This window comes from Streptomyces sp. 142MFCol3.1 (assembly GCF_000424945.1).
In the GTDB taxonomy this organism is placed as follows: Bacteria; Actinomycetota; Actinomycetes; order Streptomycetales; family Streptomycetaceae; genus Streptomyces; species Streptomyces siamensis.
Map to the genome: position 1 here is coordinate 1 of NZ_AUKV01000002.1, position 12,965 is coordinate 12,965.

Here is a 12,965-nt window from a genome sequence, read left to right on the forward strand (position 1 = left end):
CAGGACTTTTTCAAAGGAACCTCGCCACCGGAAGTTTCCGATGGACGGGGTATCAACATATCTGGCGTTGATTTTTGGCACGCTGTTGAGTTCTCAAGGAACGGACACTTCCTTTGTACTCACCCGAGAGACTCTCTCAGGCTTTCCTCCGGGCGCTTCCCTTCGGTTTTGCGTTTCCGACTCTATCAGATCTTTCCGATCCGATTTCCTCGGTGCTTTCCAGGTTCTCGCTTTCGCGTTTCCCTTTCCGGCGGTTCCGACTCTATCAGACTCTTTCGCGTCCGATTCCCTGTCGGTGGGGCTTGTCTTCCCGGCTGTTGGGCCGTTCCGACGAGTGAGACTTTAGCGGAATCGCGGCCCCCGAGCTAATCGGGGTCGCGCTCTTTCGAACGCGGATTCCTCATTTCGCAAACACGCATGAAAACGCATCGACGACGAGGTCGTCGATCGTTGAGTGCTTGGTGCGGAATGGCTGTCCGGGGACCGACCGGAGTCGGCGCTCACGTCGGACAACTCGGAGAACAGTACGGACGGGGCCAGGGTGTGTCAACTCGGGTCCGGACGGTGTCCTGGAGGCGTACGCTCGTCTCCATGACAACGCGTACGTGCACCCAGCTGTGGTGGGCCGCCTGACGGCGGCCGTACTCACGTATGTACTCAACGGCCGCCGCCTCGGCGGCCGTTCTTGTATCTCCCTCCTGGAGAGCCGGCCGGCCGGCGTGGCGGCCTCGACCAGGAGGTGGAGAGATGACGCGGATCTTCAGCGGGGTCAAGCCGACCGGGCATCTGACGCTGGGGAACTACCTGGGGGCCGTACGGCGCTGGGCCGACGTCGATCAGCACCGGGCCGACGCCCTGTTCTGCGTCGTCGACCTGCACGCGCTGACCGTGGACCACGATCCGGCGCGGGTGCGCAGGCTCAGCAGGCAGGCGGCGACGCTGTTGCTCGCGTCCGGGCTCGATCCGGACCTGTGCACCGTGTTCGTGCAGAGCCATGTGGACGAACACGCCCGGCTGTCGTACGTGCTGGAGTGCGTCGCGACCGACGGGGAGATGCGTCGGATGATCCAGTACAAGGAGAAGGCGTCGCGGGAGCGGGAGCGCGGCGGGAGTGTGCGGCTGTCGTTGCTGACGTATCCCGCGCTGATGGCGGCGGACATCCTGGCGTACGGAACCGACGAGGTGCCGGTCGGAGAGGACCAGACCCAGCACGTCGAGCTGACCCGGGATCTGGCGGTCCGCTTCAACCAGCGGTACGGCCACACGTTCGTGGTACCCCGGGCCACCCGTCCGGAGGTCGCCGCACGGGTGATGAACCTCCAGGAGCCGACGTCCAAGATGGGCAAGAGCGACGACGTGGGACCGGGGGTGGTCTATCTGCTCGACGAGCCGGATGTCGTGCGGAAGAAGATCATGCGCGCGGTGACGGACAGCGGTCAGGACGTCGTGTACGACCGGGAGGCGCGGCCGGGGGTCTCGAATCTGCTGGAGATCCTCGCGGCCTGTGGGGGTGGGAACCCCGAGGCCTTGGCCGGTGTATATGAGTCGTACGGCGCTTTGAAGAAGGACACCGCCGAGGCCGTGGTCGAGCTCCTCAGGCCCGTACAGGAGAGGCACAAGGAGTTGTGCGCGGATCCTGCGTATGTGGAGGGGGTGCTCCGAAGTGGGGCGGAGAAGGCCAGAACCATGGCGAGGCCGAGAGTCGATGCCGTTTATCGGGCGATCGGGCTGCTGCCGGCGAACTGATGCGATCCGGTACGCGTCGGCAGGGCTCGGCAGGGGCCGGGTGCGAAGACGCGGGTGCCGGGTGGGCGGGGTCGGTGTGAGCTGAGGGACGGCGGGCCGGCGTAGGCAGGCCCACCGTCTTCCCGCTGTGACCCGGAGGCTGCCGAGCGTCCTGGGCTGTGGCCCGGGAGGCCCGGGCCAGTCGGGAGCTGCTCGGCTAGTTGTTGCCGGAGGCCAGTTCGCGGCTGCGGTCGCGGGCCGCTTCCAGGGCGGCGATGAGCGCGGCGCGCACGCCGTGGTTCTCCAGTTCGCGGATCGCGTTGATCGTGGTGCCCGCGGGGGACGTGACGTTCTCGCGCAGCTTCACGGGGTGCTCTCCGCTGTCGCGGAGCATCACGGCGGCGCCGATCGCGGACTGGACGATCAGGTCGTGGGCCTTGTCGCGGGGCAGGCCGAGCAGGATGCCCGCGTCCGTCATGGCCTCGACCAGATAGAAGAAGTACGCCGGGCCGGAGCCGGACAGGGCGGTGCAGGCGTCCTGCTGGCTCTCGGGGACGCGGAGCGTCTTGCCGACCGCTCCGAAGATCTCCTCGGCGGTGGCGAGGTGGTCGGCGGTGGCGTGGCTGCCGGCGGAGATGACGGACATGGCCTCGTCGACGAGGGCGGGCGTGTTCGTCATGACGCGGACAACCGGGGTGCCTGCGGCCAGGCGCTCCTCGAAGAAGGAGGTGGGGATGCCGGCCGCACCGCTGATGACCAGGCGGTCGGCGGGGATGTGCGGGGCGAGTTCGTCGAGGAGGGTGCCCATGTCCTGTGGCTTGACCGTGAGGATCAGGGTGTCGGCGGTCTTCGCCGCTTCCGGGTTGGTGACCGGGGTGACTCCGTGGCGCTCCTGGAGTTCCCTGGCCCGATCCGGGCGCCGGGCGGTGACCAGCAGGTCGGCGGGAGCCCAGCCCGCTCGGATCATTCCGCTGAGCAGGGCTTCGCCGATCTTGCCGGTGCCGAGGACTGCGACTTTCTGCGTCATGTGCGGGTGCCCTCCGGGGTGCGTCGTCCTGGGCTCATCCTCGCACTCAGGGAGGCGGACGGGTCGGTGTGTCCGGTGTGCGGACGGTGCGGGCCGTCAGACGGTGCGACGCCGGAGCGTTGCGGCTCCGAGGGTGAGGACGAGCAGGGCGCAGCCCGCGACGATCACGACGTCACGGACGAAGTCGGCCGTCATCTCCGTGTGTTTGAGGACTTCGTTCATGCCGTCGACCGCGTAGGACATGGGCAGCACGTCGGAGATGGCTTCGAGGACGGGGTGCATGTTGGGACGGGGTGTGAACAGGCCGCAGAGGAGGAGCTGGGGGAAGATCACGGCCGGCATGAACTGGACGGCCTGGAATTCGGAGGAGGCGAAGGCGGAGACGAAGAGACCCAGGGCGGTGCCGAGAAGCGCGTCGAGCAGGGCGACGAGCAGGAGGAGCCAGGGGGAGCCGGTCACGTCCAGACCGAGGAACCAGACGGCCAGGCCCGTGGCGAGGGCGGACTGGACGATGGCCAGGGCGCCGAAGGCCAGGGCGTAGCCGGCGATCAGGTCGCCCTTGCCCAGGGGCATGGCGAGGAGGCGTTCGAGGGTGCCCGAGGTGCGTTCGCGGAGTGTGGCGATCGAGGTCACCAGGAACATCGTGATCAACGGGAAGATCCCGAGGAGGGAGGCGCCGATGGAGTCGAAGGTGGCGGGGCTCCCGTCGAAGACGTAGCGCAGCAGGAAGAGCATCACGCACGGGATGAGGATCATCAGGGCGATGGTGCGCGGGTCGTGGTGGAGCTGGCGCAGCACACGGGTCGCCGTCGCGGTGGTGCGCGAGAGGTCGAAGGCGCTCGGGCGTGGTGCGGGGGCGGCCGACGCGCTGGTGCCTGGGCTCGCGGGTGACGTGCCGCTGGTGGTGCTGGCGGTGCTCATCGTGCGGTCTCCTTTCGGTCGGGGTCGCCGGTGTGTGAGTCGGTTCCCTGCGCGTCGCCCGACGCGGACGCCTCGCCCGTCGCGGTCCCGGCGTCGTTCGCCGACCCGGCGTCCTTCGCCGGCTGGTTGCCGGCCGCTGTCGCCTCGTCGACCAACCGGAGGAAGGCGGCTTCGACCGTGTCGGCGTCGAACCGTGCGCGCAGGGCGTCGGGGGTGTCGTCGGCGAGGATCCGGCCCTCGCGCATGAGCAGGAGGCGGTGGCAGCGCTCGGCTTCGTCCATGGCATGGGAGGAGACGAGCAGGGTCGCGTTCCGCTCCGCGGCGATGGTGTGGAAGAGGTTCCACAGGTCGCGGCGCAGGACGGGGTCGAGGCCCACGGTCGGTTCGTCGAGGACGAGGAGCTCGGGGGTGCCGAGGAGGGCGACCGCCAGGGAGACGCGGCTGCGCTGGCCGCCGGAGAGGTTGCCGGCGAGGGCGTCGGCGTGGGAGGTGAGGTCGACGTCGGCGATGGTCTGGGTGACATCGGCGCGGCGGCGTTCGGCGGCGGCGCGGCCGGGGTCGAGGATCGCGGCGAAGTAGTCGAGGTTCTGGCGGACGGTCAGGTCGTCGTAGACGGAGGGGGCCTGGGTGACGTAGCCGATGCGGGAGCGGAGTGCGGGGGCGCCGGCGGGGCGGCCGAGGACGTCGAGTGTGCCGGTGACCTTGGCCTGGGTGCCGACGATGGAGCGCATGAGGGTCGACTTGCCGCAGCCGGAGGGGCCGAGCAGTCCGGTGATCTGGCCGCGGGGCACGGCGAATTCGAGTCCGCGGAGGACGGTGCGCGTTCCTCGGACGACGGTGAGGTCCTGGGCGCGGACAGCGGGCTGGTCAAAGGGCGTGGAGGGGTCCGACGGGTCGGGCGGACGCGACCTAATAATCATCATTCGATGAATATTCCTCCCGCGCGGCGCGGCGGTCAACCCCGTCGCACGAGACGGCGCAAGCGCGCGTCGGCGTGATCGGAAGGAAGCGCTCCGGGCGTGCGCGGGACGGTGCGCTTCCGTGTTCACGTGGCTGTTGCACGGAAGGGGTGCGCGATCAACGCCCCTTCCTGACAATGGATTTCAGTGCGCGGACATATGCCGCTCGGCGCCCGGACGACGGGTGCCGTGTGACCGTGTGACGCGCCGGCAGGTCCGCCGTGCCCTCCCCCGGCCCGGCACCCACGCATCTCCCGCTCTTCGACCGGAGGTGCCGTTGTCATGCGTAAAGCCGATCTACTCGCGTCCCTCGTCGTGTTCCTCGTCGCGTTGCCCCTGTGCGTGGGGGTCGCCATGGCCTCCGGTGTGCCCGCCGAACTGGGGCTGGTCACCGGGATCGTCGGCGGGCTGGTGGCCGGGGCGCTGCCCGGGAGCAGCCTCCAGGTGAGCGGGCCCGCCGCCGGGTTGACCGTCCTGGTGTACGAGGCGGTGCGTGCGTACGGCGTGGAGGCGCTGGGCGTGCTGGTGCTCGCGGCCGGACTGGTGCAGCTCGCACTCGGAGTGCTGCGGCTCGGACGGTGGTTCCGGGCCGTGTCCGTGGCCGTGGTGCACGGCATGCTCGCCGGGATCGGGCTCGTCCTGATCGCCGGCCAGGTGTACACGATGGGTGACGCGACCGCGCCCGGCGGCGGGCTCGGGAAGATCGCCGGGCTGGTGTCGCTGGCCGGTGCCGCAGACCCGGTGGCGCTGGCGGTCGGCGGCGCCACCGTGGCCGTACTCCTGCTGTGGCCGCGGTGGCGGCGAGGGGCCCGCCTGGTGCCGGCGCCGCTCGTGGCGGTGGCGCTCGCCTCACTCGTGACCGGGCTGTTCGACCTGTCGGTGCGGCGCGTCGAGGTGCGCGGCCTGCTCGACGCCGTACGTCCGCCGACCGCCGACCATCTGGGGCGGCTCACGGAAGTGGGCGTGATAGGGACGGTGCTGGCGTTCGCGTTGATCGCCTCGGCGGAGTCCCTGTTCAGCGCGGCGGCCGTGGACCGGCTGCACCGCGGTCCGCGCACCGACTACGACCGTGAGTTGATCGCGCAGGGCGCGGGCAACACCGTGTGCGGCATGCTCGGGGCGCTGCCGATGACCGCGGTGATCGTGCGGAGCGCGGCGAACGTGCAGGCCGGGGCGCGGACCAAGGCCTCGCGGATGCTGCACGGGGTGTGGCTGCTGCTCTTCACGGCCGTGGTGCCGGGAGTGCTCGGCGTGGTCCCGGTGGCCGCGCTGGCCGGGCTGCTGGTGCACGCGGGCTGCAAGCTCGTGCCGGTGCGGGAGCTGCGGCCGCTGTGGCGGGCGCACCGGGGCGAACTGGTGGTGCTCACGGTGACGGCCGTGGCCATCGTGGTCGGGAACCTGTTCGAGGGCGTGCTGGCCGGGCTGGCGCTCGCGGTGGCGAAGACGGCGTGGGACATCAGCCATGTGCACGTGGAGACGGAGGACCTCGGGGCCGCGGGCATCGTCGTACGGGTCGTCGGCAACGCCACCTTCCTGCGGCTGCCGAAGCTGCTGGACGCGTTGGAGGCGCTGCCTCACGACCGCGACGTACGGCTGGAGTTGGGCGGGCTCCGGCATGTGGACCACGCGTGTGCGGCGGCCCTGGAGGGCTGGGCCGCCGGGCGGGATCACGAGCGGGTCGCCACCAGCAGGTCCACGACGTAGGTCTCCTCCACGATTCCGTCCGGGAAGAGGGGCAGGAGGTGATTGCGCTCCTCGGCGAGGAACGCCCGGGTGGCCTCCTCGCCGAGGACCAGGAACGCCGAGTGGCTGCCGAGGTTGGCGAGATGCGTGTCGAGGGGGACGCGGCGGCTCCAGCGGACCTGGCGGCGGTCGAAGTCCAGCCGTCGGCCCGGGTCGGCGGCGAGCATGGCGGCGGCCCGGGCACCGCTGCCACTCTTCTCCACGACCGGGTCGATGCCGAAGCGCCGCTGGACGCGCTCGGCCTCCTCGGCGATCCACTGGACGTCCAGGGCGTCGGTGTTCCACCACAGGGCGAGGGCGCCGCCCGGGCGCAGGACGCGCAGCGCCTCGGGCACCGAATGGGCCGGGTCGGTCCAGTGCCAGGCCTGGGCGTAGGTGAGGAGGTCGACGGAGGCGTCGGCCAGCGGGAGGGCGTCGCCGGTGCCCCGGACGATCGGGACGCCGGGCAGGGTGCGGCGGAACTGCGCGGTCATGCCCTCGCCCGGCTCCACGGCGAGCACGTCCGCGCCCCGTGCGTGCAGGAGTGCAGTCGCGATGCCGGTGCCCGCACCCACGTCGACGACCTTCGCACCCGCGAGCGGGCGGGACGCCAGGTCCTCGATCGCGTCGAAGAGGGCCGGCGGGTAGGAGGGGCGGTTCGCGGCGTACTGGGCCGCGGCTGCGTTGAAGGAGTGGGCTCGGGCGGCGTGCGAGGACACGGAGGCGGAAGCGGTCATGTGTCCATGGTGGCGCGGGGTACGTGCCGGGGGCAGGGGGCATCGGCGGGTGCCCCTGGCCGAGCGCCGCCGCCTGTCGTCCGGTACGTGTCCCGGTGGCGCTTTCGGGTTCCGGCTCGGCCCGCCGCGGCTGCGGACCGCGCCCCGACGGACCCGGCACCTCGGGCAGCCCGGCGCCTCGGCGGTGACTCGGCCCGGCCGCGGTCCGGCACCCGGTCCCGCGCCCCGGCGGACCCGGCACCTCGGGCGGCCCGGCACCTCGGCGGCCCGGCATCTCGGCGGTGACTCGGCCCGGCCGTCCCGCGCACAGGAGCCACGCGCAGGAACCACGAACGAGCCCCGGCTCCCAGGGTCCCGGCCCCGGTCCGGGGCCGGGAGTCAGGAGCGTCGGGCCCGCTTCTTCGACGGGTTGCCCGTACGGCGCTTGCTGCGCCGCTCGTACTGCCGCCGTGCCTCCTCGTACTCCTCGCGGTGCACGCGCTCGCCCGGGGCCTCGGTGAGGGAGCGGAAGAAGTAGGCGAAGAGGGAGCCGATGAAGCCGATGGCCAGCAGACCGCGGAGCGACGCCTGACGCTCGGCGTCGGGGCGCCTGGCGAACGAGTCCCAGGTGTGCCGGAACGCGAGGGCGCTGCACACCGCGAACATCACCACGACCAGCAGGGTCACCGGCCTGCCGACGTCCGCGACGGCAAGGCCCTGGTAGGCGAGGCGGAGCACGAAGCAGGATGCCACCGCGGCGGCCAGCGACCCCACGGCGACACCGACCCGGCGGCCCGTGTAGCCGCCCTCGTGCGCCACCCAGCTCGTCCCGAAGAAACGCAGGGGCTCGGGCTGGGGGCCTGCCGGGGTGCCGGTCTCTGTCTCGTCGCTCACGGGACGATTATCGCTCGCGCACTCCGTCGCGGGATTCCCGGCCGTCGTCGGACGACGGCCGGGACCGTCCTCGGTCAGGAGCAGCGCGGGGCGACGTATCCGTCGCTGCCGGTCTTCACATACGCGTCCGCGACGAACTGCGCGTTGGCGATGTTGTCCCAGATCTTCGACGTCCCGTACGGGCCGGTGACCGTCTCGCCCGGGCACTGGCAGCGGATCGGGATACTGGAGCCCGCCGGCAGGGTGCGGACGATGCTGTAGTGGGTGCCCGGGCCGCTGCGGACGTTGACGCTGTACCCCGGTGCGAGCGGGTACGTCCGTGCCGTCTCGGCGCTCAGTGTCCCGGCGCTCAGAGCCTCGGCGTCCGCCGTCTCCCCCGCGCCCGTGATCTCGATGTCCTCCGTGGCCATTCTGGCCTCCCCCCGTGAATGGTTCACGCCAAGTTCATGCTGAGCGCCGAGGCTAGCAAGCCGCCGGGGTTTCGCACGAAGCATCGACTAGGCTCTGCGCGTCGCGCGTGCGGACGAACACACGGGGGTGAGTGATGCCGCCACGGCGCAGCACCGGTACGGACGCGGAAGCGGAACATCCGCGGTACGCCGGGCAGTACCTGCTGGAGGCGGAACTCGGATCCGGTGGCATGGGCATCGTGCATCTCGCACGGTCCGCCTCCGGACTACGGCTCGCGGTCAAGGTCGTCCACGCCGAGTTCGCTCAAGACCCGGAATTCCGGGGGCGTTTCAGGCAGGAGGTCGCTGCGGCCCGACGGGTCAGCGGCGCCTTCACCGCGCCCGTGGTGGACGCCGACCCGGAGGCCGGACTCCCGTGGATGGCCACCCTGTTCATCCCCGGGCCGACCCTTGCCGAGCATGTGAAGCGGAACGGCGCGCTGCCGCCCGCCCGGCTGCGCCATCTGATGGCCGGGCTGGCCGAGGCGCTGCGCGACATCCACCGGGCCGGTGTCGTGCACCGCGACCTCAAGCCGAGCAACGTGCTGCTGGCGGGCGACGGTCCCAAGGTCATCGACTTCGGCATCTCCCGGCCCTCGGACAGCGAGTTGCGCACGGAGACCGGCAAGTTGATCGGCACGCCTCCGTTCATGGCTCCCGAGCAGTTCCGCAGGCCACGGCAGGTCGGGCCGGCCGCCGACGTCTTCGCGCTGGGCTCGGTGATAGTGCACGCGGCCACCGGGAGCGGGCCCTTCGACTCGGACAGTCCGTATCTCGTCGCGTATCAAGTCGTCCACGACGAGCCGGACTTGACAGGAGTGCCGGAGGACATCGCCGGTCTGGTCTCGCGGTGCCTCGCCAAGGAGCCCGAGGACCGGCCCACGCCGGACGAGCTGATGACCGCGCTGCGCTCGGTGTCGGCCTCGTACGACACCCAGGCGTTCATACCCGAACAGCGCACCCGGAACGGGGAATCGGCGAGGCACGGGCAGGAGGGACGGGCGGACGCACCGTCCCCCTCGGCCGCCTCGCCGTGGACCGACCCGGCGGCCGACGACGAGGGTCCCGCGTCCGAAAGCGGGCCTGTGTCCGGGACCCGGAGCGGTCCGGTGTCCGGAGCCGGGAACGGTCCGGTGTCGGGCGCCTGGAGCGGTCCGGCGGCCGACGACGAGACGCACGCGCGCGGGAGCGGTCCGGCGCACCCCGAGGCGCCCGCTCCCGAGAGCAGGCCCGCGCAGCCCGGCGCGTCGCGGGCTTCGGGGGCTTCGGGGACGTCGGGGACGGAGACCGGCCCGGCCGCGCCGCGGTCGGCCCGGCGGCGTCTGCCCCTCGCCGTGGCGGCGGCCGGGCTGGCGGTCGTGGTGGCCGTCGGCGCCACGGTCCTCCTCGCCGGATCGGACCACCCGGCACCACAGAAGAAGGACACCCGGCAGCGGTCGGCGAGCGCCTTCCGTCCGTGGGAGGTCGGGCTGACCGCGCGGGGCGCGGAGGCCACCGGCCAGCCGCACTGCACGTACACCCCCCACACCCTGTACTGCATCAGGCCCGGCGTGCTGGCCGCCGCCGTCGACGCGACGGACGGCCGGGTGCTGTGGTCCCGGGACGACACCGCCCGGCGGGGCACCGACGTCGCCCAGGAGCCGGTCCTCTCCGGCGGGCTCCTGCACGTCCTCAGCCGGGGCGGCAAGCAGCTGACTGCGCTCGACCCGGCCACGGGCAGGACCCGCTGGAGCCGCGACGTCACCCGCTACGAGGGTCGCGTCGCGCACGCCGGTGGCGTCGTCCTGCTCACCGGCCCCGACTCCCGGGTCACCGCACTCGACGCGGCGACCGGGAAGGAGAAGTGGCGGCACGCCCTCCCGGGGCAGACGATGCCGAGCTTCTCCTCGTACGGGGACGGAGTCGCCTACGCGGTGACGGCGGCCGGGACGGAGACCCGGGTGGCCGCGGTCGATCCGCAGACCGGCGCCATGAGCTGGCAACGGCACCTGGCCGGGACGTTGAGCATCGTGGGCGCGCACGACGGGGCGGTGTGGTTCACCTCGACGGCCACCGACAGCTACACCGACGCCGTCGTCCGCTACGACGTCGCCCGCCGTGCGGCCGAGCGGGTCGCGCTGCGCTTCCCGCTGCCCGGTGCACAGGCCGCCGTGGCGGGCGACACCGTCTATCTGCTGGCCGACGGCGGCGCGCTGGTGGCCGTCGACACCAGGACGTCGAAGCAGCTGTGGCGGGCGGAGACGTCCGTCAGCTGGGCGTCCGCGCCCGTCGTGGCCGGGCACCGGCTTTACCTGAGCGCCGTGGACGGCAGGCTCCTCGCGGTCGACACGGCGCGCGGCACCCTGCTCGGCCAGACGAAGGCACGCCTGGGCGACCGGCGGGGCTCCCTCGTCAATGTGCTTCCCGCTCCGGTCGCCGCCCCGGGCAGGGTCTACGGGACCGCCCCCGACGGCTCGCTGTTCGCGGTCGACGCCCGCGATCCGTCGGCGTGGTGAGGTACGAGTCCCGGGGTTCCGACTCGGCCGCCTCGTGACGCCCGGGACGCCCGGCACGCCCGGGCCAGGGGAAACGAAGGGGCCGCTCCTGAAGGAGCGGCCCCTCGCACGGCTGTCGGTCCGGGCGGCCGACGTGGCCGCCGGCCGGGCTCAGCCCAGCTTCGAGACGTCGCGCACCGCGCCCTTGTCCGCGCTGGTCGCCATCGCGGCGTAGGCGCGCAGGGCGGCGGAGACCTTGCGGTCGCGGTTCGCGGGGGCGTACACGCCGTTCAGGGCCTCGCGGCGGGCGTCCAGCTCCTCGTCCGCCACCAGCAGATCGATCGAGCGGTTCGGGATGTCGATGCGGATGCGGTCGCCGTCCCGCACCAGGGCGATGGTGCCGCCCGCGGCCGCCTCCGGGGAGGCGTGGCCGATGGACAGGCCCGAGGTGCCGCCGGAGAAGCGGCCGTCGGTGACCAGGGCGCATGCCTTGCCCAGGCCACGGCCCTTCAGGTACGAGGTCGGGTACAGCATCTCCTGCATGCCGGGGCCGCCCTTGGGGCCCTCGTAGCGGATGACGACGACGTCGCCCTCCTTGACCTGCTGGGTGAGGATCTTCTGGACGGCCTCCTCCTGCGACTCGCAGACGACCGCCGGGCCCTCGAAGGTCCAGATGGACTCGTCGACGCCGGCCGTCTTCACGACGCAGCCGTCGACGGCGAGGTTGCCCTTGAGGACCGCCAGGCCGCCGTCCTTGGAGTACGCGTACTCGGCGGAGCGGATGCAGCCGCCCTCGGCGTCCTCGTCGAGGGCCTCCCAGCGCTCGGACTGGGAGAAGGCCTCGGCGGAGCGGACGCAGCCGGGGGCCGCGTGCCACAGTTCGACCGCCTCGGCGGACGGGGAGCCGCCGCGCACGTCCCACGTCTTGAGCCAGTCGGCCAGGGACGGGCTGTGCACGGCGTGCACGTCCTCGTTCAGCAGGCCCGCGCGGTGCAGTTCGCCCAGCAGCGCGGGGATGCCGCCGGCGCGGTGCACGTCCTCCATGTAGTACGTGCGGTCCTTCGCCACGTTCGGGGCGACCTTGGCGAGGCAGGGCACACGGCGCGAGACCTCGTTGATCTCCTCCAGGCCGAAGGGGACGCCCGCCTCCTGCGCCGCCGCCAGCAGGTGCAGGATCGTGTTGGTCGAGCCGCCCATCGCGATGTCGAGGGCCATCGCGTTCTCGAAGGCAGCGAAGGTGGCGACGTTGCGGGGCAGGACGGTCTCGTCGTCCTGCTCGTAGTACCGGCGGGTGATGTCCATGACCGTGCGGGCGGCGTTCTCGTACAGCGCCTTGCGGGCGGTGTGCGTGGCCAGGACCGAGCCGTTACCCGGGAGGGAGAGGCCGATCGCCTCGGTCAGGCAGTTCATCGAGTTGGCGGTGAACATGCCGGAACACGAGCCGCAGGTCGGGCAGGCGTTCTCCTCGATGCGGAGGATGTCCTCGTCCGAGATCTTGTCGTTCACGGCGTCGGAGATCGCGTCGACCAGGTCGAGCGTGCGGACCGTGCCGTCGACGAGGGTCGCGCGGCCGGACTCCATCGGGCCGCCGGAGACGAAGACCGTCGGGATGTTCAGCCGCAGGGCGGCGTTCAGCATGCCCGGGGTGATCTTGTCGCAGTTGGAGATGCAGATCAGCGCGTCGGCGCAGTGGGCCTCGACCATGTACTCGACGCTGTCGGCGATCAGGTCGCGGGAGGGCAGGCTGTAGAGCATGCCGCCGTGGCCCATGGCGATGCCGTCGTCGACGGCGATCGTGTTGAACTCGCGCGGGATGCCGCCGGCCTCCCTGATCGCCTCGCTGACGATCCGGCCGACCGGCTGGAGGTGGGTGTGGCCCGGCACGAACTCCGTGAAGGAGTTGGCGACCGCGATGATCGGCTTCCGTCCGATGTCCGCGCCCGGTACACCGGAGGCGCGCATAAGGGCGCGGGCGCCCGCCATGTTGCGGCCGTGGGTGACTGTGCGGGACCTCAGCTCGGGCATCGTCGCTCGCTCCTTCGGAGAGTTATGACTGGGTCGAGCGTACGCCGGTGCTC

The 12,965-nt window shown here is 71.8% G+C and carries 10 protein-coding genes; 3 read left to right on the plus strand and 7 right to left on the minus strand.

All coding sequences use genetic code 11. From position 1 onward, the window contains the following. The first annotated feature begins 747 nt into the window (after window positions 1-747). A complete protein-coding gene (trpS, locus tag H305_RS0102505; protein WP_028799017.1) occupies window positions 748-1,746 on the plus strand; it encodes a tryptophan--tRNA ligase in 999 nt (332 codons plus the stop codon). A gap of 196 nt (window positions 1,747-1,942) precedes the next feature. Here the strand turns inward: trpS and proC are convergent, their stop codons facing one another. The 3 genes from proC to H305_RS44260 all read right to left on the minus strand — a co-directional run bounded on the left by proC (window position 1,943) and on the right by H305_RS44260 (window position 4,596). Then, window positions 1,943-2,752: a pyrroline-5-carboxylate reductase gene (gene proC / locus H305_RS0102510; protein WP_028799018.1), complete on the minus strand. Its 810-nt coding sequence runs from the start codon at window positions 2,750-2,752 to the stop codon at window positions 1,943-1,945. Window positions 2,753-2,848: 96 nt separating this feature from the next. Further along, a complete protein-coding gene (locus H305_RS0102515; protein WP_028799019.1) occupies window positions 2,849-3,673 on the minus strand; it encodes an ABC transporter permease in 825 nt (274 codons plus the stop codon). Further along, entirely contained in the window at window positions 3,670-4,596 is a 927-nt protein-coding gene (locus tag H305_RS44260; RefSeq protein ID WP_078628841.1) for an ABC transporter ATP-binding protein, read from the minus strand. The genes H305_RS0102515 and H305_RS44260 overlap by 4 nt, the downstream gene beginning before the upstream one ends. Before the next feature lie 318 nt (window positions 4,597-4,914). Between H305_RS44260 and H305_RS0102525 the strand changes: the two genes are divergently transcribed. Further along, on the plus strand, window positions 4,915-6,336 hold the full coding sequence (locus tag H305_RS0102525) for a SulP family inorganic anion transporter (protein ID WP_028799020.1): 1,422 nt from the start codon (window positions 4,915-4,917) through the stop codon (window positions 6,334-6,336). Here the strand turns inward: H305_RS0102525 and H305_RS0102530 are convergent. From H305_RS0102530 to H305_RS0102540, 3 genes are all read right to left on the minus strand, one after another. Continuing rightward, entirely contained in the window at window positions 6,300-7,091 is a 792-nt protein-coding gene (locus tag H305_RS0102530) for a class I SAM-dependent methyltransferase (protein WP_028799021.1), read from the minus strand. The genes H305_RS0102525 and H305_RS0102530 overlap by 37 nt on opposite strands. Before the next feature lie 378 nt (window positions 7,092-7,469). Beyond that, a complete protein-coding gene (locus H305_RS0102535; protein ID WP_028799022.1) occupies window positions 7,470-7,964 on the minus strand; it encodes a hypothetical protein in 495 nt (164 codons plus the stop codon). Window positions 7,965-8,038: 74 nt separating this feature from the next. Further along, entirely contained in the window at window positions 8,039-8,374 is a 336-nt protein-coding gene (locus H305_RS0102540; protein WP_028799023.1) for a peptidase, read from the minus strand. Window positions 8,375-8,508: 134 nt separating this feature from the next. Between H305_RS0102540 and H305_RS0102545 the strand changes: the two genes are divergently transcribed. Next, window positions 8,509-10,908 carry a serine/threonine-protein kinase gene (locus H305_RS0102545; RefSeq protein ID WP_028799024.1) on the plus strand — a complete coding sequence of 800 codons (2,400 nt, stop codon included), beginning with the start codon at window positions 8,509-8,511 and terminating at the stop codon, window positions 10,906-10,908. A 150-nt stretch (window positions 10,909-11,058) separates the two neighbouring features. Here the strand turns inward: H305_RS0102545 and ilvD are convergent, their stop codons facing one another. Further along, window positions 11,059-12,912: a dihydroxy-acid dehydratase gene (ilvD, locus tag H305_RS0102550; protein WP_028799025.1), complete on the minus strand. Its 1,854-nt coding sequence runs from the start codon at window positions 12,910-12,912 to the stop codon at window positions 11,059-11,061. Window positions 12,913-12,965 lie beyond the last annotated feature (53 nt).

Coding starts and splice junctions, on each gene's coding strand:
- H305_RS0102515 (WP_028799019.1), bottom strand. CDS start 3,673: ATGAGCACCGCCAGCACCACCAGCGGCACGTCACCCGCGAGCCCAGGC.
- H305_RS0102530 (WP_028799021.1), bottom strand. CDS start 7,091: ATGACCGCTTCCGCCTCCGTGTCCTCGCACGCCGCCCGAGCCCACTCC.
- H305_RS0102545 (WP_028799024.1), top strand. CDS start 8,509: ATGCCGCCACGGCGCAGCACCGGTACGGACGCGGAAGCGGAACATCCG.
- trpS (WP_028799017.1), top strand. CDS start 748: ATGACGCGGATCTTCAGCGGGGTCAAGCCGACCGGGCATCTGACGCTG.
- H305_RS0102525 (WP_028799020.1), top strand. CDS start 4,915: ATGCGTAAAGCCGATCTACTCGCGTCCCTCGTCGTGTTCCTCGTCGCG.
- ilvD (WP_028799025.1), bottom strand. CDS start 12,912: ATGCCCGAGCTGAGGTCCCGCACAGTCACCCACGGCCGCAACATGGCG.
- H305_RS44260 (WP_078628841.1), bottom strand. CDS start 4,596: ATGATGATTATTAGGTCGCGTCCGCCCGACCCGTCGGACCCCTCCACG.
- H305_RS0102540 (WP_028799023.1), bottom strand. CDS start 8,374: ATGGCCACGGAGGACATCGAGATCACGGGCGCGGGGGAGACGGCGGAC.
- proC (WP_028799018.1), bottom strand. CDS start 2,752: ATGACGCAGAAAGTCGCAGTCCTCGGCACCGGCAAGATCGGCGAAGCC.